We start from the raw sequence: 20,988 nt of genomic DNA, 5'->3' as shown, positions 1-20,988 counted from the left end.
TTCGTGAAAAATTAGATCCCCGACTTCTCGAAGAAGTCGGGGATCTGGACATCGCACATTTTCACAACTCATTTAGGATTGCTATATATTAATATTTTTTTCATATTTTTTTACTTGCGTACTCATGTAGCGTCTTGTATCTATCTTAAGATACATAATCTACCAAATTATTCTATCGGTTGATGGAAGTTAAAAACAATACTCTGTTGTTAATTTATGTAATAGCTGAATCAACTACAAGCTGGAAATAAAACCATGAGTGCCGAAAAAAGAGTAGAAGCTACTGCAAAAAATATTGAAGGAAAAATTCAAGAGGTTGTGGGTGAAATAACCGGTAATCCACAAGATAAAGCCGAAGGACAAGCAAAGCAAGCTGAAGCCCAAGTTACTCACACTGTAGAAAACATTAAAGACGAACTTAAGAAAGCTTTAGACTAATTGAGCTTTTGCAGTGCAAATAGCACTACTAACCATGATTCATTACTAATAGCCTTACATTAATTACTCCACTAACTTTTAGAAAGTGGAGTTTTTGTTATATTGGCGTAGAATCTGAAATGGTTAATCACGAACAACTTGGCCCTAAACATGATTTTCCTACAATTTAATTCAACTAATAACTGGTACGCCCAGCTAATAAGTTCCATAGAAAGATAGCAATTATTGCGCCAATGACGGCAACAATTACACCGGGGATACTGAGGGTTGCAGCAGTTAATTGAAATCTTCCTGTCTCTAAGAGAGTAACTAAAATTCCCCCAATTACAGCACCGACGATACCTAAAATCATCGTTGAAACCATTCCACCACCTTGACGACCAGGATAAATAGCTTTCGCTATAGCTCCAGCAATCAAACCCAGGATTATCCAAGCAATAATGTTCAGCATAATTTCATCCATCAGAAAACTTCATAACTAGCTTAGAAATTACAATATTGTTTTCCTTCTACCCGAAGATATAGCTATGAAACCTCAATAAAATTTAACAAAATTATGGCTCCTATACTGACCTGTATTGGAGATGAATATGACGGAATTTGGAATATTATTCGTGAATTTACTTCCCCGATTGAACGCCGCGAAATACTCTTTAAGTAAATGGTGACAAAACACTTCCCAACTTTTCACGCCCCAAAATATCCCTCACCTTACCTCGACAAACAACCTGAATCCCATTAATATAAACCCCTTGCACAATCTCATCCGAACCGCGCTTAACCATTCGAGGTTCACCATCTAAAACTGGATCTGATATCTGCACTTGCGGGCTAATTGGCTGATTTAAAGCATTGGGATCAAGTAAAACTATATCGGCTTGAGCACCAACTTTTAGAACTCCCGTATCAAGACGAAACCAACGAGCAGGTTCTCCCGTAACGCGGTAAATCGCAGCTTCAGGTGAAAGGAACTTTGTTGCAACTGCTTGTTTGAGCAAAGACAAAGCTCCATCATAGTAGCCCAGGTTACGGACGTGAGCGCCAGCATCGGTAAAACCAGGCAAAATATGAGGATGCTGCATCATCGCTAAACGGGGTTTTAGGCGATCGTTCGCTCCTGTCGCCACCCAGCGTAAATCTGTATCGTATTTTTGTAATGCGTGGATAAATAAATCTACTGGTTCTTGTTGGTTTTGATGAGCAATTTCTGCAAAATTTAACCCTTGCCAATTTGCTTCGGGACAGTGAATAACTTCCATCAAATCTAATCGGCGATGGAATGATTTACGCCTTTTACTGAGCCATTCTTGGCGAAACTGACGACGAAATATTTCCGATGCCCATAGTTGTTGTCTTTCTTCTCGTGACTGACAGCCATTAAGTTGTGCGCCTGTGGAGAATTCTTCAAATAAGGGAGTCACAGATCCATCAGAGTAAATGGTGAAGGGTTCGGTTAGGGTTTGAAAGCGCACATTACCATTTAGAAGCCGATTCCAAATAAAAAGTAGGGGGGAAAATATTCGCCATAGTTTGCGATCGTGTACGGCATCTAAGGCTGAGAGGACAGTTAGCCGCAGTGGTTTTTGTCCAATCCCTGAACCCATCCGCAGAATATCTACAAAGGAAGCAAGTCGTTGTAAATTGGGTGTGACTTGAAAAACGCGATCGCACCGCCGACATAAATCTGCCAACATTGCATATTCTTTAAATTTGGCGTGTTGAGAAGGAATTGTGCAGCCTTGCCATTCTCCACTCATCCGATGCCAGGGAAACATATCAATAGAAATGCCAATAAAGCCAGCATCTATTGCATCTCTGGCTATGTGCTGCATCAGTTTTAGTTCAAATTTTGTCGGCTGAACGGTTAAGCTGCGTTCTAATCCCATCACATGAGCGCGTAAGGCACTGTGTCCAAACATTGGGGCAACATTGGGGCCAAGGGGTAACTGTTGCAAATGCTGTAAATATTCTGCTGGTGTCTGCCAGGAAACCGATTTTTTCAACCATTTTGCAATCAGCCGATGGGAAAGTGTCTCTACCCTCTGAAAAATATCAGCCAGGATTTGGGGTTGGGCGATCGCAACAGACAAGCTACAGTTACCAATAACCACGCAGGTAACACCATGACGCACTGATTCGCTCAATCCTGGTGCAATTTCTAACTCTAAATCGTAATGAGTATGAATATCTATAAATCCAGGTGTCACCCATAACCCAGAAGCATCAACCACTTCACGCGCTGGGGTAGTTAAGGAGGGTGCAAGGGTGACAATGCGGCCGTTTTGAATGCCGATATCTCTGCGAATAGCTGGAGAGCCTAAGCCATCGAAAATTAACCCGTTTTGAATCAGCAAATCCAACATGATTCTTTTTGCCCTTTGGTTGTTATTGGATCTATCGAGAGTCATTTGAAGAAAGGGAGGCGTTCAGGAGGCAGGAGGCAGGAGGCAGGAGGAACCCAGTAATGTTTTGGTAAGCCATTGGTTATTTACTCAGGTCAATCTGTTTGTTATGATTCCCACTGGTAAATGCGATGTCTACGACGGGCTATGCCTACGCACAGTCTGAAGGAATGGGGCAATGAGAGAGATAAGGGAGATAAGGGAGATGAGGGAGATGAGGCAGGGGGAGAATTCGTAACTCCTAACTCTTCACTCAGCACTCGGAACTGTTTTGCCCAATGACAAATGACCAATGACCAATGACCAATGACCAATGACCAATGACAAATGACAAATGACAAATGACCAAATTCTGTGACAATGATTAACAACAAGCCAGAATACTGTATCTAAGCTACTCATGAGCCAAAGTTCTCAAAACAGCCCTTTACCAGGCAACCCTGTTCCATCATCTTTCAATTGGTTATATGCTTTCTGGAAATTCTCTCGCCCTCATACAATTATTGGTACAAGTCTAAGTGTTTTAGGTTTATATTTAATTGCCATTGCCATTAGTACAGATGCAATTAATCATATCTCTACAGACGCGATGAATCGCGTCTCTACAAGTTCTCTACTCCCTGTCTTCGGCGCATGGATTGCTTGTCTGTGTGGCAATGTCTACATTGTGGGGCTGAATCAATTAGAAGATGTGGAAATTGACAAGATTAATAAGCCTCATTTACCATTGGCATCTGGTGAGTTTTCCCAGCAAACTGGGCAATTAATTGTTGCCTTTACTGGGATTTTGGCGCTAGTTGTGGCATGGCTAACTGGGCCGTTTTTATTGGGTATGGTGGCTATTAGTTTGGCCATTGGTACTGCTTATTCTTTGCCGCCAATTCGCTTGAAACAGTTTCCCGTTTGGGCGGCGCTGTGTATTTTTTCGGTGCGCGGTACGATTGTTAACTTAGGATTATATCTGCATTACAGTTGGGCGTTGCAACAAAGCCAAACAATTCCGCCTGTGGTGTGGGTGCTGACGTTATTTATTTTGGTGTTTACCTTTGCGATCGCTATCTTCAAAGATATCCCCGATATGGAAGGCGATCGCCTCTACAATATTACTACTTTCACCATCAAACTTGGGCCCCAAGCTGTGTTTAATCTGTCTCTTTGGGTAATAACTGTCTGCTATCTGGGAATCATTCTGGTTGGGGTGCTACGCGTCGCCTCCATTAATCCCATATTCCTGATAGTTACTCATTTGGGGCTGTTGGTTTGGCTGTGGTTGCGGAGTTCGACGGTAGACTTACAAGATAAAAGTGCGATCGCTCAATTCTACCAATTTATCTGGAAACTCTTTTTTATGGAATATCTAATTTTTCCTATCGCCTGCCTTTTGGCTTAGACAATGCTAGAAACCTTTCCCACTAGTTCTATTATCGCTGCTCTTGTAGTTGTTCTCAGTCTGTCAATCCTCGGCTATTTCGCTTGGAAAACTTTGATTACCTCAGACTTGTTTCAAAAAGGAATCAATCTTGCTCAAGCAAAAGATTACCAAGGTGCAGAAGCAGCTTTTCGCAAGGTGATTTCCATCAACTCTACTAATGATGTGGTGCGCTTGTTTTTGGGAGATGTTTTAAACCAACAAGGCCAAGTAGAGGAAGCAACAGAATTATTCCAGGAAGTAATTCGCCGCAGTCCGAAAAATCCTGATGCTTACTTGCGTCTGGCAAATATTCTCATGCAGCAAGAGCGAGAAGAAGAAGCTAAAACTAACCTGTTACAAGCTAAAGATTTATTACAAAAACAGCGCCAACCTGAAAAGGCTAAAAAAATCACTCAACTGTTAGATAAAATGAGTGCTAAGTCAAGTGAATCTTAAGTTGAGTGAGAGTTGCGGAGATTAAATTTTCCTGTTCTGTCTCCTAATTTTTTACCATTCCCATCATTATGATGAGAATGGTTTTTATTTTTAAATTTGTCAGAATTCAGCACCCAGGAATCAGAAGTCAGAATTTATAAGGAATTTAGAATAATTAGTTTAGTATGTTTATTCATCAAATGTTATTCTGATTTTTTAACTATTCTGACTCCTGTTAGCGATAGCGGGGTGTTTAGCCCATTCTGACTCCTGAATTCTTACTGAAATTTACCAGTGTTTGCTGTAGTTATGTCCACAATTTTCGCAAGTTTCACCACTCCCTTCATAACCTTTACAATTGCAACCTGATGCGCTACAAGCACCATAGCCACAATGAATTAATTTAGATTTTAGACGAGAAAAGATTGGGAGTTTTAAAAGCTTATCTTTTTGCAAAACAGCGATGCTACTAACAGGTTGTTTGGTTTTTAAAGACATATTATAGTTTCCTTAAACGGTAGAGTAATTATACACATCATATCAATAATATTTTAGTATTAGAATAGTATCAAATGAGGACAGGAATTTAGTAGTAAATTTTATAGATAAAACAAATCAAGTGTTTATGTCAGACATAATATCAGAGTTGTGGACTAATTTTTTTACATCAGGATCATTTATTCCACATGGGCACTGCTATCTATGGCAAACAAATTTAGTTTGGTTACACATATTATCTGACTCGCTCATAGCACTAGCTTATTATTCGATTCCAGCTACACTATTTTACTTTGTGCGTAAGCGGCAGGATTTGCCCTTTGATTGGATTTTTCTGTTGTTTAGTGCATTTATCGTAGCTTGCGGCACCACGCATTTAATAGAAATTTGGACACTTTGGCATCCAACCTATTGGCTATCGGGGTTTGTCAAAGCAATAACTGCCACAATATCTTTAATTACAGCAGTAAATCTTGTGTCTCTAGTTCCCCAAGCACTGGCATTTCCTAGCCCCGCTCAACTAGAACAAGCAAATCAAGAACTTCAAACCCAAATAACCGAACGCTTACGGGTAGAGAAGGAACTGCGAAAATACCAGAATCATCTGGAAGAAATGGTTGCTGTTCGCACCAATGAAATTACCAAAACTAACGAGCAGTTACAACAAGAAATCCTGGAACGCCAACGCATTTTAGAAGTTCTTCGACAAAGCGAAGAACGCTACCGTTACTTAGCTGAGGCAATTCCTCAACTTGTATGGACAACCAAGCCTAACGGTGAATGTGATTTTTTTAATCAAAATTGGTGTGACTACACTGGGCTAACATTAGAGCAATCTTTGGGTTCTGGTTGGTTGGCTGCATTGCATCCAGATGATATTCAAAGTGCTGATGAGGTGTGGTCTAATGCTGTAAAAGAAGGCACTATATATAACAACGAATATCGCTTCAAACGGGCTTCTGATGGCTCCTATCGTTGGCAATTAGCGCGAGGTTTACCACTCAAAGATGAGCAAGGTATTGTAGTTAAGTGGTTTGGAACATGTACAGATATCCACGAACAAAAACAAATACTTGAAGAACGGGCGCACCTACTGGAATTAGAACAAATAGCACGAGCGAAAGCAGAAACAGCCAATCGAATTAAAGATGAATTTTTAGCCGTCCTTTCTCACGAATTACGCACTCCACTGAATGCAATTCTCGGCTGGTCAAAGTTGTTGCAAACCCGCAGGTTAGACCAAGTAAAGACATTTGAAGCACTAGCCACAATCGAGCGGAATGCCACTTTACAGGTTCAACTCATTGAAGACTTGCTGGATATCTCCAGAATTTTACAGGGCAAACTGACGCTGAATATTACGAAGATTAACCTAGAGTCTACGGTATTGTCGGCATTAGAAACAATGCAGTTAGCGGCAGAAACAAAGTTGATTGATGTGAATACGGCATTTGAACCGGATGTGGGAGAAGTTCTGGGCGATTCTACTCGTTTGCAGCAAGTTGTCTGGAATCTCCTTTCTAACGCTGTCAAATTTACACCCAAGGGAGGAAAGGTAGAAGTGCGATTAGAGCAAGCTGATGGCTATGCTCAAATTGTAGTTAGCGATACAGGTAAGGGAATTAGCGCTGACTTTTTGCCATTCGTGTTTGATTATTTCCGTCAAGCGGATAGCACCTCTACGAGAAATTTTGGTGGATTAGGACTGGGATTGGCAATTGTGCGTAATATCATCGAAATGCATGGCGGTATCGTCAAAGCAGAGAGCCACGGTGAGGGTAAAGGGGCAATATTTACTGTGAGCTTACCACTTCTGCCAGATGAAAGCCCAAGCTTGACAGATGAACAAAACTACCCTGCGTTTTTAGCTCCTAACTCCTTACCTCTGAATGGCATCCGAGTTTTAGTTGTTGATGATGATGCTGATTCACGAGATTTTGTTGCTTTTGTATTAGAGCAAGATGGGGCTTTTGTTATTGCGGTATCTTCCGCTTATGAAGCATTACAAACCCTAGCAGAGGTAAAGCTAGATGTGTTGGTCAGCGATATTAGTATGCCCGATATGGATGGCTATATGTTAATACATCAAGTGAGAAATTTGATACCAGAACAAGGTGGACAAATTCCAGCAATTGCCTTGACTGCCTTTGCGAGAAACGATGACCAGCAAGAAGCCTTAAAAGCTGGGTTTCAGATGCATTTACCCAAGCCTCTTAACCCAGAAGAATTAGTTGCAGCCATTGCTCAACTTCTTGAAATAAAAGTGTCAGAAATTACCTAAAAAAAAACTTTTTACTCCTAATAAAGCACCATCCATTTTGTACAAATGGACAGTTGCATGAGACAAAACTTGTATCAAGTTGGGTTAATAACTTATAATTCCTGCTAGAACCCGGATAAAGCTGCGCTTTTGCTCCCTGCCTCTAATCCCCAGAGGGGGCGCCGAGTTCCACGTTTGCGGGACTGAGAGTTGAGTGTTTTTACGATGCCAGCCGAACTCAATATTACATGTAAACCAAGCAGGTAAGGTAATAAAAATGCTGAAAAACAAGAATATACTAGTAGCAGCTATTATCTGCTTGTGTTTGAGTAATGGGAATACTGTCTTTGGTAAAGATGTTGGCGTTGTTTTATCAAAAATTCCAAACTCAAATCAAGCAGCACTTCCTCAGAACAAAAACGCAGTTGCTAACTTCGAGCGAGGAGCCAATCTCCAAACACAAGGAGATTTAAAAGGAGCAGAGGCAGCTTTTCGGAAAGCAATTGAACTAGAACCAAAATTTATCCAAGCTTATATTGCTTTGGGAAATACTCTCGACGATCAAGGCAAACTCCAAGAAGCGATCGCACAATATAATAAAGCCATCAGCCTTGACCCTAAGTATCCTCAAGCCCACTTTCACTTAGGAAATGCTCTGTACGATCAAGGCAAACTCCAAGAAGCGATCGCCCAATACAATCAAGCTATCAGCTTCCATCCCAAGTATGCAGACGCTCACTATTACTTAGGGAACGCTTTGTATGCTCAAGGAAAACCAACAGAAGCCGTCGCGGAATATACAGCAGCCATTGCCTTCAATCCAACAAATTCAGCCGCTTATAACGCCTTGGGAAATGCTCTGTACGCTCAAGGGCAACTAGAAGAAGCGATCGCTCAGTACAAAAAAGCCATAAGTTTCGCTCCCAAGTATGCAGACGCTCACTATAATTTAGCAAGTGCTTTATACGCTCAAGGAAAACCAACAGAAGCAATCGCCGAATATACCCAAGCGATTCGCCTTGATCCGAAACATGCACAAGCTTACACAGGTTTGGCAAATGCGATGGACGATCAAGGCAAACCACAAGAAGCGATCGCACATTACAAAAAAGCCATTAGCCTCGTACCCAACGATGCTTATGCTTACTATAATTTGGGCGTCACTTTGGGAAGGCAAGGACAACTAGAAGAAGCGATTTTCAATTTCAAAAAAGCCAGAGAGTTATTCCAAGCAGAGGAAAACAAGGAGATGCTTGAGCAAGTTGATCAGCTAATCCAAAAATTAACGCAATGAAGGGATTGGGGACTAGGAAAGAAGCAGGGGGAGCAGAGGGAGCAGGGGGAGCAAGAGAAGAATGACAAAGGACAAAGGACAAATGACAAATGACAGATGACAAATAACAGAGGTAAAGTCTACCTCGTAGGTGCTGGGCCTGGAGATGCGGCATACCTAACAGTAAAAGCTTACAATCTTTTAGCTACGGCTCAGGTGTTAGTCTACGATGCTTTAGTAGATGCTCAATTATTGCAGTGCGTACCAGATAATTGCCTAAAGTTAGATGTCGGCAAACGCGGTGGCAAACCCAGTACAACCCAAGCAGAGATTAACAAGTTACTGGTAAAACACTGTCTGCAAGGAAAACAAGTTGTACGACTCAAATCAGGTGATCCGTTGATTTTTGGGCGTTGCGCTTCCGAAATTGAAGCGTTGAAAGCATCAGGTTGTGATTTTGAACTAGTACCAGGAATTTCCTCAGCCCTTGCAGCACCTTTGTTAGCAGGAATTCCCCTGACAGATCCAGTTTTAAGCCGCTGTTTTGCAGTATTTACAGCTCACGAACCAGAGGTTTTAGACTGGGAGGCACTGTCACGCTTAGAGACACTGGTAATTTTGATGGGAGGGCAACATCTACCAGAGATTGTACATAAACTGCTGCGACACGGGCGATCGCACTTAACACCCATTGCAATCATCCGTTGGGCAGGAACTCCCGATCAACAAATTTGGACAGCGCAACTGGGCAATATTTTGGAACAAACCACCGGATTATCCCTTTCTCCGGCGGTAATTGTGATTGGTGAAGTTGTTGGGCTACGCAAGTACTTACAACCTGAGAAAATAGATTGTCAGGATTCAACTACAGCCAAAACTCCTAGCCTCCCTGCTATGTCAAGCAACTTCTCCCTCTCTCCCCTTCCCCTTACTGGTAAAACAATCTTGGTAACACGTTCAGTTGGCCAATCGAGTCAATTTAGCGATCGCCTCATCGCATCAGGTGCAACAGTCATCGAAATGCCTACCTTAGAAATCGGCCCACCTTCCAGTTGGGAAGCTTTGGATGATGCGATCGCTCATTTATCTGACTTCGACTGGTTAATTCTCACTTCTACCAACGGCATAGACTACTTTTTTGAAAGGCTAACCGCCCAAGGTAAAGATGCCCGTGCCTTAGCTGGCATCAAAATTGCCGTCGTTGGTGAGAAAACAGCCCAAGGTCTTAAACAACGCTCTCTTCAAGCAGATTTTATTCCCCCCAACTTTGTTGCCGATTCTTTAGTGGAAAATTTTCCAGAGAAACTGGATGGTAAAAAGGTTTTATTTCCCAGAGTTGAAAGCGGCGGAAGAGAAATTTTGGTTCAGGAATTAACTCTCAAGGGAGCAAAGGTGATAGAAGTTGCGGCATATCAATCTTGTTGTCCTAATGGTATTCCAGATGCGGCAAAGTTAGCTCTCCAAAACAGCAAGGTAGATGTGATTACTTTTGCTAGTTCTAAAACTGTACAATTTTTCTGTCAACTTACTAACAATATATTTTCCAACAACTCTGATTCTAGCCAATTCTTAGAAGGAGTTTGTATTGCCTCTATCGGCCCCCAAACCTCCAAAACTTGCCATTCTTTATTTGGGCGTGTGGACATAGAAGCTGAAGAATATACTTTAGACGGTTTAACCCAAGCACTGATCACATGGGCAACCAATTCTTAGATGAGGAAGCAGGCGAGAATAACAAATGACAAATGACAAATGACAAATGACAAAACGTATAATCGGCTTAACTGGCGGTATTGCTACAGGCAAAACTACCGTCACAAATTATTTGGCTAGCGCTTATAACCTGCCGATTTTGGATGCAGATATTTATGCTAGAGACGCAGTATCTTTAGGTTCGCCGATTCTGGGTGCGATCGCTCAACGTTACGGCGAACAAATTTTACTACCAGATGGTAGCCTAAACCGCCAAAAGCTAGGCGAAGTTATCTTTAATCGTCAAGATGAACGCAACTGGATAGATGATTTGATTCATCCTTATGTGCGCGATCGCTTCCTCACGGCAATTGCCCAATCTTCCTCACAAACACTGGTGTTAGTAGTGCCTCTATTATTTGAAGCGGGAATGACTGATTTGGTTACAGAAATTTGGGTAGTGCATTGTTCCCAAGAGCAACAACTACAAAGATTGATACAAAGAAACCATTTAAATAGAGAACAGGCAGAAGCCAGGATCAACAGCCAATTATCTATCGAAGAAAAAGTTGCTTATGCAGATGTCGTTTTAGATAACTCCTCTACCCTAGAATTACTACTGAAACAGGTAGATATAGTCCTAAAAGCCAGGAGTGGAGACTAAAGTCTATTTGTCTTAAAAAGTTACATAGACGACATTCTTAAGACATAAAACATTTATAAAAAAATATTATATTTCTAACAAAAAAACACTCATATCTGACCAAATATTGTTCAATAATTCGGTGATTTTACAGTTGAATCTGCGGTTCCTAGTACTGTAAATTTAAGTAAATAGTAAAACAATAGCTGCTATAACATCTGGTGTTGTATGAAATACTGAAGATTAAAGGTAACAAACTAGTCAATAATATGAAAAATAGTGAACTTTTACCTAAAAAACAGCATCATATTGACATCAATGGTTTATCTTACAGAAGATCCATTTAGTATAAATTAAATATTAATATCTCAGAATTGAGTCTTAAACAAACTGACTTTTGAACTATTATTTCTATTTTCCAATTTTTTTAAGTGCCTTCTCTTCAATCAGAACAGGTATGAACTTAAGTTTTAGTTTTTTAAATAAATTATCTTTGGTTAGCTTTCCAGCTAATCCATTAAAACAAAAGAATAAAATCCATGATTATAGCCAACAAGTTTGGGGAAGCGACTACGTATTTGAGCGCCTCAATGAAGGAATGATCGGGTACATGACTGGAGTAGGGAAAGGCATAAAACCCTGCGATCGCATTATTTTACGAGAAGGTTGTGAATCTTATCAATATCAAGTTGAAGAAGTTGATTACTACTCCGATCCGTCTGATATGTGGATAGCTTTGCTCAAACAAATACCGATTGACTAAATATTAATATCCACTAGTTACTTCAATTCCAGATGTGAAAACTCTTCTTCTCTTGCTAGATAATAAGAGAAGTTAGTTATCTATTTTAACGTGAGTTCGACAAGTCTTATTTGACCTCTCCCCCAACCCCTCTCCGACACGGAGAGGGGAGCAAAAGGCTTAATTTTTCGTTGCTCCTCCCTTTCCATTTCGGAGAGGGAGGCTGGGAGGGAGAGGTTCATCGAACTCACGTTATTTTAAATTGATCAAAAAATGAGCTATTAAAGTATTCCTTTCGTAGGATAGCAAGTAAAGATGCAAAAGATTTGGGTTATTTTTATCAAGGTGCATTACTGAACCATCAACCGCTAAGTGGTGATGATCTATCCAACGCTCCTGTGAATCTAGTAAAAAACTGAAGTAGGGGCTGACATCTGGATGATTTTTTGTTAATTCATCGTAGCTTTGATAAAAAGGAGGTATCCCAATTCCCATTGGCATATATAAGCCGTTAGGATACTCTTGTACAGTCAATTGAGGGAGTGTTTTGAGATTAATCCCACTAATGAATAATCTATTTTGTTCACTAGTCTTAGTATCTGTGAATAGTAACTCAATTTCCTGTAAATTTTGTTCAACACCAATCGGTTTAATGTTCCTTAAAATAGCTTTATCAAATTTGCCTATTCTCCAGTATTGATTTCCCCAAGGCTTATTTTGATCATAAAATCCTGGTGGTCGAAAACTTGCAAATTTAATTTCCTTTTTAGCGTCGTAAAAATCTCCCCATTTTGTGACATTAGTCGCTAGCGTAGTTCTAACTTTTCTACCTTGCTCTCCCGATACAATTATCTTTTCATCCAGTGGAAACTGAGTAGCAACTTCTTTTTCATCAATTATATTTCTCAGAAGATTAGTCTTTAATATTGTGCCACTTGGGTCTTGCCAGTGTTCTAATTTCCACCAATGCTTCCAATAGGAAATATTATTAATTTTTTCAAAAATATTTTTGTAATGTCCTATCGGAAAGGTAAACCAGCTTTGATAATAAAGGGATTTATTGCTATCCTCTTTAGTGAAAAGCAAAATTTCCCAAAATCCGGCATTTAAGCAATTATTAGCTAAAGCGACCTCTACGAGGTTTTGCTTTTCAAAACCATCTCCTCCAACAATTTCTATATTGTTGGAATTAGCTGGAAAACTAATTTGTTGTCTATTCCACTCCCGGTCTGTAAAAGCAATTATTTCTAAACCCTGATCTTTTTTAACCCATTCGGGTGCTTTTGGGACTAATAGCTCTAAATCAACATTTTTTATAATTATTTGTGCCGTTTTGTTGTCTGTTGGCTCAAGCACAAAATCGAAATGCGTATCATCTCTCTTAATAATTGTTAATTTTCTCTGAGAATATCTTTGAAAGTTTTTGCCTAAAGGTGCGGGATTAACTGGATAATCGACATTCGATAATTCTTGTAGCTTTACACTCATCTTGTCATCAAATTTATATCTGGACTTAAACCAGAAACCACCTATTCCCAGCAAACCAAGGCATAAAATAAGGGTACTAAATAAAATTTGTTTCTTTGTGACTCTAAAATTAGCTTTGCCAAATCGGGAAATGCCTGCAATTTTTTCCTTCGCAGAATTATTTTTCATTAGACAAATTTATTTTTATCAGAATGCTGCTTAATAGCATACTGTTTCATGCAACTGATTCCTCATTTCTCTGGGTAAAGGTCACATTATTAAACAATTACCTGGAATGAAGAGGTTTAATGCTCATTTACTGCGGATGCTGAATGCTAAGTCTCTCTTAGAACGAAAATTGCTCCTCTTGGGTAAACCACAAGAGGAGCAATTGTTTGCGCTTAAGTTTTAATCAGGCTCTAAGCTCGACTTTATCCATTTTTCTCGCAAGGCGATCGCATAAATAATTAAAGGTTTGTAGTGGGGACTTTAGTCCTCATAATTAAAGTAGGCTACTTCCCTTAATTGGATAAAGTAGAACTAGGCTGTCGAAGAAACTCAATATTCAAATCTAGCTTTTTTCCTAACCATAGAGAATGCTCGGCGTGGTCTGCTACAGCATCGCCTGTTTCAGGGTGGACGAGAATATCCAATCCCTCACGATTGAGCATTAACCAGGGAACGACTTTATCAAACTGATTTGGTAAGAAAGCAACTTGATACATTCCTTTTGGGTGCGGCCCGATGGGCTTGTCAAACCAGCGTCCAAGTTGCACGTCAAATCTAGCACTCAATCCTTCCCGTACACGCGCAGCTACATCCCGACTTGCGGTATCAAAGTAAACATGAGCATGAAAACCAGCGATCTCGATAGTATCTTCTTTCATAGATCCACTTTTCGCTCTCAACTCTAATTTTCGGTAGCGGACTTCTCACTGAAAAAGCGATGTCTACGACGGGCTACGCCTACGCTTAATTTTAGCCTAATACCGTACAGTTAAGGATTAGTTGTTGAGATTGACTCTACAGAGATCATCTATTTAATTAAATTCTGCGTAGATGAGAATGAACCAAATTCAGAATTTAGCTGGCTAAAATTTATTTTTTAATTCTGCATTATTCTTCAAGCAATCTTAGTAGTTAGTTAATGCTTAAATTGCTTGTAGTTTCTTGGACAAGTTCATCTTTTTTAGGAGTAACTGAAAGATGCACAATATGTACTGAGCAAGCAGCATGGTGAAGGACGTAGTTACTCACACTACCGAGAAATAGTTCCATCAGTCCAGAATGACCCCGACGCCCCATAACAATTAGGTCAGCGCCATAAGTACGGGCTAAGTCACAAATAATCCGACCAGGATTACCAACATTTTGTGTAAATTCCGTAGTTACACCTGCTGTATTAGATTTAACACAAAAAGATTGCAACATCTGGATTCCTTGATTTTTAAAGGTATCCCACTGCTTTTGATATACCTCAAAGGTTTGATGGCTCAATCCCGGATAGTAGTCAAAATTAGACAGCATAGGCCCGTAAGGACTACCCTCTTCTTCGGGAGATAGGACATGCAATAGCATTAAGCTAGCTTGTGTTAACTTTGCTAAACTCAATGCTTCCTCAAAAACCTGTTGCCCCATTTCTGAGCGATCTAATGCAACTAGAATCTTTTTAAACATCATATAGACCTCCGATTTCATTGGTTATTGGTCTTTACGGTTTCGGGTTTCCAGATGTTGGATTGTCAAAAATGACCAAACCCTCAACTATGTTTAGCAACTTTTGAATTTTAAATTTCTTAAAAGTTTTCGCCCCACATTTATATTTGTAGCAAAACAATTTGAGGAACTTGTGAGGAAAGCAGGGTTTCCCCTTCTACTAATACTGCGTGTAGTCTGCATCACCTGTATTGGCATAATAAAACTAAACTATGTCAATAAATCAAAATAATAGATTTATCTAAGAGGTTGTTTGAAAAGTATTGGGCGAATAGAATTTGCTATGACACAATCGTTTGCGTAGCGTCTCGCAGAGAAGTCCAGCGTGGACTAACGAGAAATGAAGGGTTTTAACCCGCGCAGGCGGGTTTTGTCTGTGTAGCCGCGACTTCTAGTCGCCCGGCGAGTAATAAATTAGACTTTTCAAACAACCTCTAAAGAGTGTTGGATAATAGTTAATCATATTCTTAACAAGTTATTAATCATTTTCCCTGCTTATATAATAATAAACATTATATAAATAATCATATATATAATGAAAAATTCATTCGCAAAAACACCAGCATTATTCCGCCAAAGACTCAAAAGATCCTTGCGATCGCTTAAACATTGGTTTTTAGATACACCAGAAAGGGCACTATTAGAAGCTCAACAGGCAGCTCAGAGAATTAAAAACATCGAGATCGAACATTTTGGTAACAAAAAAATATCTTCAGAGTCAGTAAAATATACTGAAAATGTCATGTCATATTGGCAAGTATACCTTGATAAAAATTTAACTATTATCAAGATCAGGCTTGCAGAATTCCAGATAAGTCGGGGGATTATCAATATTTCTAACTCTGTTTTATTAGAAACACTAAAGGATATTGATGAAGTTGTCGAGAAGTACGCAATCAAGGATGAAATAATTAGTAACAGCGCATTAGCACCAACTTCTCAAACCCCACAACTTAACTATATCGAAATTAGCAAACAGCCAGACTCATCTAATATAAGTGATGTTAAAGTAATGCCTCAATCTGAAAATACTAAAGGGTTTCAGAGGTCTATAAGCAAAGCAGTTAATAGAGTTAAATCAGATTTTGCACCGCGGTCAGAAGAAGGAGTTATCAGAAATCATAGAGTTTCTAGAAGCAGAACAATAATTGCCTTGAGATTTTTGATAACTCTTATTATTGTACCACTTTTAACTCAGTATTTATCTAAGCAATTTTTAGTAACTCCAATATTAGAAAAAATTAGAGGAGATAATACAACTCAAATTTTCATCAATTCTGACATGGAAAAAAAAGCTCTCCATGAATTACATAATTTTCAAGAAGAACTTAGATTTGAATATTTGCTTAATCAAGCTCCACCAATTTCTTCAGAGATAATACAAGAAAAAATTAAAAATAAAGCAGTTGGAATTTCTGAGGAATTCCGCACAAAAACTAATAGTAGTATTAGTAATATTTTTGCTGATTTAATATCACTACTTTCTTTTGCTATAGTTGTCGCTCTGAGCAAAAGAGAAATTGTGATGTTCAAATCTTTTCTGGATAGCATTGTCTATGGTCTTAGCGATAGTGCTAAGGCTTTTTTGATTATTCTAGTTACAGATATATTTGTAGGATTTCACTCACCAGAGGGGTGGGAAGTATTGCTTGCAGGATTCTCAGAACATTTAGGTCTGCCAACCAGTAGAAATGTAATCTTTTTCTTTATTGCTACATTTCCCGTGATTTTAAACACTATCTTTAAATACTGGATATTCCGCTATTTGAGTCGTTTATCTCCGTCGGCATTAGCTACGTTAAAAGAGATGGACGACTAATTTGTAATTATCCCAATCATAAATTAGCTTACTTTGAGCAAAGAATAGGTTTTTTACCATAAATAAATAAATTAATTACGAATTACGAATTACGAAATTATGAATTACGAATTATTTCGACTCATTTGCATTCTGATTCGCTAGGCTATGTATATATATCCTGGTTATTCCTAAGCGTGCTATGGATTTTGAAAGCAAAGCTAATGCTCCAACTCCTAAAGACAATATAGAGTTTGCTCAACCAACTACTACCCGTAAACCACTAGAATTACTGCGAGATACAGAGGCTTTGCTACGTCGCCCAACTGTAGCAACACTGTCGCCAATTTTGCCACCAAAACTTAGCAATAGATTCCAAGCAACCTCATCTTGGGCAGATGACTCTTTTAAGGAACTGGCAGAAATTGACCTAGACACTATTAGTGATTTTGAACTGCGTCCTGCACGAATTCTTATCGGCTTGAGCTTTGTTGGTTTTGGGGCGCTGATGATATTACTACTGCTGCTGTATTTAAACACGTTGCATCCACAACTCAATACAGTTGAACAGATTCGGCAGTATTGGTATCAATATGTTTGGTTTGTCAGTTTGGGGGTTACGGGGATGTTTCTCTTGGGCCGTGAAGCGATGCGTCCTATGCCAAAGCGACGCAAGTAACTAGTAATTACAGCACTTTTCAAGTAGTTTAGTCACACTACTTCCCAGGGCAAACCAATTCGCAATGGGCTAACGCTCCGCTCCGCTAACGCAATTACGTTTTGTGTTAGCGCAGCGTTAGCGAGTCTGCGAGCGTCCGGGGATTTAGCTTAGGCTTCAATTCGTGCTGCCCTTCAAAGGCTAGGACTTGAACCCCCAAAGTTCGTTAACCCCACAGAATTGGTTAAAAGTGATGAATTTTGAATCAAAATTATTATTTAATTAATAAATTATAACTTTCAGTAATTAATACTTCAAAATGTGATTGTGTATTAATTAGCTATTAGGAGATTTTATATATGAATCATGATGCTTTCATTGTTCCGCCAGGTTCAAAGATTTCTCTGAGAAAAAACTATGACCCAGCTTACAAGACTGATTTTCATGAAAAAACTGATGCTGCAATTAAATTACAGGCAGATATTGAACGACTAGCAAATTACCAAAATATTCTCTATGCTCAAAACACCCATGCTTTGTTGATTATTTTTCAAGCAATGGATGCTGCTGGCAAAGATAGCACTATTAAACATGTGACCTCTGGTGTGAACCCGCAAGGATTTCAGGTGTTTAGTTTTAAGGGTCCGAGTTCAGAAGAATTAGATCATGACTATCTGTGGCGATCAATGAAAGCTTTGCCAGAAAGAGGCCGAATTGGGATATTCAACCGTTCATACTATGAAGAAGTGCTAGTGGTTCGTGTCCATCCAGAAATGCTTAAGAAACAACAACTTCCCCACTTCTCTGAGGGAAATAAAATATGGAAGCAGCGTTTTGAAGAAATTAATAATTTTGAAAAATATTTGGTAAACAATGGTGTAATCATCCTGAAGTTTTTTCTGAATGTATCGAAATCAGAGCAAAAAAAACGCTTTTTAGAACGGATTGAATCTCCTGAAAAACATTGGAAGTTTTCAGATAACGATGTCCGAGAACGAGCTTTTTGGGATGATTATATGAATGCTTATGAAGAGGTTTTTAACTATACCAGTACTAAATGGGCCCCTTGGTATATTATTCCTGCCGATCGCAAATGGTTTACCCGCCTGACCGTTGCCAATATTATCTGTACAAAATTAGAAGAACTAAATCTGCAATACCCGACAGTTAGTGAGGAACATAGGCAGCAACTTTTACAGGCTAAACAGATTCTAGAGCAGGAAGATGAGCCTATAAACTTGATAGGTAAAGGCAAAAATATCTTAAAGTAGTTCAGATATACTGTACAATTTATTTGAACAAGGATAAAAATTGTAACTAAATTAATCCTATTTGTAACTAAAAAAGTTTAGCAGATAGTCATCGCCGCAAAATCGTGATTCAAATGGCAGAAAATGCCAAAAATCATCTACCTCACTTTAATAATGCTGCCTTTGATATTGTAGCGATCGCAGCTTCCGCAGGTGGTCTAACTGCTCTAGTTAAAGTGTTATCGACTCTACCCGCAAAATTTCCAGCCGCGATCGCCATTGTGCAACACCTCGGCCCCCAATATCGCTCGTTCCTGGCAGAAATTCTAAGTCGGCGCACGGCTCTTACCGTCAAACAGGCACAAGAGGGAGATTGTCTTACCCCAGGAACGGCTTATGTTGCCCCACCTAATCGTCATCTGTTGGTTAACGGTGATGGTACTCTTTCCTTATCACAGTCGGAACTAGTACATTTTTTACGTCCTTCGGCTGACCTATTATTTGAATCAGTTGCAGCCACTTACAAAGATAGAGCGATCGCCATTGTGCTAACTGGAACGGGTAGCGATGGCGCAATGGGAGTAGAAGCGATAAAAAAAATGGGTGGCACTATTCTTGTCCAAGACGTAAAAACCGCCGAATTTTCGGGGATGCCCTCCGCCGCAATTCAAACTGGCAAGGTAGATTTTATTCTCCCCCTTGATGAAATCTCCACCACCCTAATCACTTTGGTCATGGGAGAATGTAATTAGGCAGAGGCACAGGGGCAGAGAGTAGAGGAGATATAGTTTTAGCACAGCTTATATGAGTCTTTGATACGCATTAATGAGGCTCCAAACTCCTTTAATCAGTCTTTGATGCTCATTAATGAAGCTCAAAACTCCACTCTCCCTTCTCCCTGCCCCTGCCCCTTTCTCCCTGCCCCCTGCCCCTATGACTTCCGCAGAAAGAGATCCTAAATTTGAAAATCTCCTGATTTATCTCAGACAAAGTCGGGGATTTGATTTTACAGGTTATAAGCGCTCGACTTTGATCCGTCGGGTATGCAAGCGAATGCAGTCATTAAGCATAGAAAACTTTGAAGAATATCAAGACTATCTAGAAGTTTATCCAGATGAATTCAATGCTCTTTTCAACACTATTTTAATAAACGTCACTGCTTTTTTTCGAGATTCATCAGCTTGGGAATACATGGCAGAGCAAATATTGCCTAAACTGATTAAAAATAAAAAAACTTCTGACCAAATCCGCATCTGGAGCGCTGGTTGTGCTTCTGGGGAAGAAGCTTATACCTTGGCAATGTTGATGGCTGAAATACTGGGAGCAGAAGAATTTCGCCAACGAGTGAAAATCTACGCCACAGATGTAGATGAAGATGCTCTCAACCAGGCTAGGCAAGCTGTGTATTCAGCAAAAGATGTCCAAACGATATCAGATGAACTGCGGCAAAAATACTTTGAAATTGTCGGGAACCGCTATGTCTTTCGCCAAGACTTGCGCCGCTCAGTGATTTTTGGTCGCCATGATCTGCTTCAGGATGCCCCTATTTCCCGCTTAGATTTACTGGTTAGCCGTAATACATTAATGTATTTTAATTCTGAGACTCAAGGGCGAATTTTGGCCCGGTTTCATTTTGCACTTAATGATAATGGCTATCTGTTTTTGGGTAAAGCAGAGATGCTGCTGATGCATTCTGCTTTATTTACCCCACTAGACTTGAAAAACCGGATATTTACTAAGGTATCAACGGTGAATCTACGCGATCGCCTCCTAGTCATGGCAAATTCAGTAGATGAAGAATCTAGCAGCCGTTTGTCTCGAAACCTCCGGCTGCGAGAGATGGGTTTTGACACAGCACCAATCGCCCAAGTCATCATTGATATCAATGGCACTCTAGTAATGGTGAACGAGCAGGCGCGGGTTTTGTTCGCCCTTTCCCCCAAAGATTTAACTCGTCCCTTCCAGGATCTAGAACTTTCCTATCGGCCAGTTGAATTGCGATCGCTAATTGAACGGGCTTATAATGAACGCCGCCCTATCAGCCTGACAAATGTAGAGCGCTATTTGTCTAACACAGAAACCCAATATCTGGATGTGCGAATTACGCCTTTGCAAGAAACAGACACCAATTTTTTAGGAGTCAGCATTTCCTTTCATGATGTCACGCGTTACATTCAACTCCAAGATGCCCTACAACGTTCGCAACAGGAATTAGAAACTACCAACGAAGAACTCCAATCCACCAATGAAGAATTAGAAACTACCAACGAAGAACTCCAATCCACCAATGAAGAATTAGAAACTA

At 39.8% G+C, this 20,988-nt stretch carries 20 protein-coding genes; 13 read left to right on the top strand and 7 right to left on the bottom strand.

Annotated features, from left to right (window positions below; translation table 11 throughout):
• Window positions 1–255 precede the first annotated feature (255 nt).
• Complete coding sequence (locus tag ABF638_RS29450) at window positions 256–438, top strand: CsbD family protein (RefSeq protein WP_292731310.1); 183 nt, start codon at window positions 256–258, stop codon at window positions 436–438.
• A gap of 175 nt (window positions 439–613) precedes the next feature.
• On the opposite strand, the gene ABF638_RS29445 is transcribed toward ABF638_RS29450, so the two are convergent.
• The 3 genes from ABF638_RS29445 to ABF638_RS29435 form a co-directional block, all read right to left on the bottom strand.
• On the bottom strand, window positions 614–886 hold the full coding sequence (locus tag ABF638_RS29445) for a GlsB/YeaQ/YmgE family stress response membrane protein (protein WP_181932539.1): 273 nt from the start codon (window positions 884–886) through the stop codon (window positions 614–616).
• Between the two features lie 205 nt (window positions 887–1,091).
• The gene (locus tag ABF638_RS29440) at window positions 1,092–2,801 is read right to left on the bottom strand and encodes an N-acyl-D-amino-acid deacylase family protein (protein WP_435026417.1); all 1,710 of its coding nucleotides are present in this window, start codon (window positions 2,799–2,801) and stop codon (window positions 1,092–1,094) included.
• A 146-nt stretch (window positions 2,802–2,947) separates the two neighbouring features.
• Complete coding sequence (locus tag ABF638_RS29435) at window positions 2,948–3,214, bottom strand: hypothetical protein (RefSeq protein ID WP_435026416.1); 267 nt, start codon at window positions 3,212–3,214, stop codon at window positions 2,948–2,950.
• A 26-nt stretch (window positions 3,215–3,240) separates the two neighbouring features.
• On the opposite strand from ABF638_RS29435, the gene ABF638_RS29430 reads away from it, so the two are divergent.
• Both ABF638_RS29430 and ABF638_RS29425 read left to right on the top strand, forming a co-directional pair.
• Window positions 3,241–4,230: a homogentisate phytyltransferase gene (locus tag ABF638_RS29430; RefSeq protein WP_435026415.1), complete on the top strand. Its 990-nt coding sequence runs from the start codon at window positions 3,241–3,243 to the stop codon at window positions 4,228–4,230.
• Window positions 4,231–4,233: 3 nt separating this feature from the next.
• The gene (locus tag ABF638_RS29425; RefSeq protein ID WP_435026414.1) at window positions 4,234–4,707 is read left to right on the top strand and encodes a tetratricopeptide repeat protein; all 474 of its coding nucleotides are present in this window, start codon (window positions 4,234–4,236) and stop codon (window positions 4,705–4,707) included.
• Window positions 4,708–4,974: 267 nt separating this feature from the next.
• On the opposite strand, the gene ABF638_RS29420 is transcribed toward ABF638_RS29425, so the two are convergent.
• Window positions 4,975–5,184: a hypothetical protein gene (locus ABF638_RS29420; RefSeq protein WP_435026413.1), complete on the bottom strand. Its 210-nt coding sequence runs from the start codon at window positions 5,182–5,184 to the stop codon at window positions 4,975–4,977.
• A gap of 127 nt (window positions 5,185–5,311) precedes the next feature.
• Between ABF638_RS29420 and ABF638_RS29415 the strand changes: the two genes are divergently transcribed.
• The 5 genes from ABF638_RS29415 (at window position 5,312) to ABF638_RS29395 (ending at window position 11,815) form a co-directional block, all read left to right on the top strand.
• Window positions 5,312–7,465, top strand: coding sequence for an ATP-binding protein (locus ABF638_RS29415; RefSeq protein WP_435026412.1), 2,154 nt, complete (start codon window positions 5,312–5,314; stop codon window positions 7,463–7,465).
• A gap of 256 nt (window positions 7,466–7,721) precedes the next feature.
• On the top strand, window positions 7,722–8,738 hold the full coding sequence (locus tag ABF638_RS29410; protein ID WP_435026411.1) for a tetratricopeptide repeat protein: 1,017 nt from the start codon (window positions 7,722–7,724) through the stop codon (window positions 8,736–8,738).
• 96 nt (window positions 8,739–8,834) lie between these two features.
• The gene (gene cobA / locus ABF638_RS29405) at window positions 8,835–10,430 is read left to right on the top strand and encodes a uroporphyrinogen-III C-methyltransferase (protein ID WP_435026410.1); all 1,596 of its coding nucleotides are present in this window, start codon (window positions 8,835–8,837) and stop codon (window positions 10,428–10,430) included.
• Between the two features lie 46 nt (window positions 10,431–10,476).
• Window positions 10,477–11,073 (top strand): dephospho-CoA kinase, encoded by a 597-nt coding sequence (coaE, locus tag ABF638_RS29400; protein WP_435026409.1) that lies wholly within the window; start codon window positions 10,477–10,479, stop codon window positions 11,071–11,073.
• A 436-nt stretch (window positions 11,074–11,509) separates the two neighbouring features.
• Window positions 11,510–11,815 (top strand): hypothetical protein, encoded by a 306-nt coding sequence (locus ABF638_RS29395; protein ID WP_181930072.1) that lies wholly within the window; start codon window positions 11,510–11,512, stop codon window positions 11,813–11,815.
• Window positions 11,816–12,046: 231 nt separating this feature from the next.
• On the opposite strand, the gene ABF638_RS29390 is transcribed toward ABF638_RS29395, so the two are convergent.
• The 3 genes from ABF638_RS29390 to ABF638_RS29380 form a co-directional block, all read right to left on the bottom strand.
• Window positions 12,047–13,450: a hypothetical protein gene (locus ABF638_RS29390; protein WP_435026408.1), complete on the bottom strand. Its 1,404-nt coding sequence runs from the start codon at window positions 13,448–13,450 to the stop codon at window positions 12,047–12,049.
• Between the two features lie 332 nt (window positions 13,451–13,782).
• Window positions 13,783–14,148 (bottom strand): DOPA 4,5-dioxygenase family protein, encoded by a 366-nt coding sequence (locus tag ABF638_RS29385; RefSeq protein WP_435026406.1) that lies wholly within the window; start codon window positions 14,146–14,148, stop codon window positions 13,783–13,785.
• A 253-nt stretch (window positions 14,149–14,401) separates the two neighbouring features.
• Entirely contained in the window at window positions 14,402–14,938 is a 537-nt protein-coding gene (locus ABF638_RS29380) for a universal stress protein (protein WP_435026419.1), read from the bottom strand.
• Between the two features lie 574 nt (window positions 14,939–15,512).
• On the opposite strand from ABF638_RS29380, the gene ABF638_RS29375 reads away from it, so the two are divergent.
• From ABF638_RS29375 to ABF638_RS29355, 5 genes are all read left to right on the top strand, one after another.
• A complete protein-coding gene (locus ABF638_RS29375; RefSeq protein WP_435026404.1) occupies window positions 15,513–16,796 on the top strand; it encodes a proton extrusion protein PcxA in 1,284 nt (427 codons plus the stop codon).
• 181 nt (window positions 16,797–16,977) lie between these two features.
• A complete protein-coding gene (locus ABF638_RS29370) occupies window positions 16,978–17,454 on the top strand; it encodes a hypothetical protein (RefSeq protein ID WP_435026403.1) in 477 nt (158 codons plus the stop codon).
• A 338-nt stretch (window positions 17,455–17,792) separates the two neighbouring features.
• Window positions 17,793–18,704 carry a polyphosphate kinase 2 family protein gene (locus tag ABF638_RS29365; protein WP_435026402.1) on the top strand — a complete coding sequence of 304 codons (912 nt, stop codon included), beginning with the start codon at window positions 17,793–17,795 and terminating at the stop codon, window positions 18,702–18,704.
• Window positions 18,705–18,817: 113 nt separating this feature from the next.
• On the top strand, window positions 18,818–19,435 hold the full coding sequence (locus ABF638_RS29360) for a chemotaxis protein CheB (RefSeq protein ID WP_435026401.1): 618 nt from the start codon (window positions 18,818–18,820) through the stop codon (window positions 19,433–19,435).
• A gap of 181 nt (window positions 19,436–19,616) precedes the next feature.
• A partial coding sequence (locus ABF638_RS29355; RefSeq protein ID WP_435026400.1) for a CheR family methyltransferase occupies window positions 19,617–20,988 on the top strand: 1,372 nt, incomplete at its 3' end.

It is taken from the genome of Nostoc sp. CALU 1950 (assembly GCF_051172895.1).
Classification (GTDB): Bacteria; Cyanobacteriota; Cyanobacteriia; order Cyanobacteriales; family Nostocaceae; genus Nostoc; species Nostoc edaphicum_A.
The sequence above is the reverse complement of the archived record's forward strand: the minus strand, read 5'-3'. Positions and strand labels throughout refer to the sequence as shown.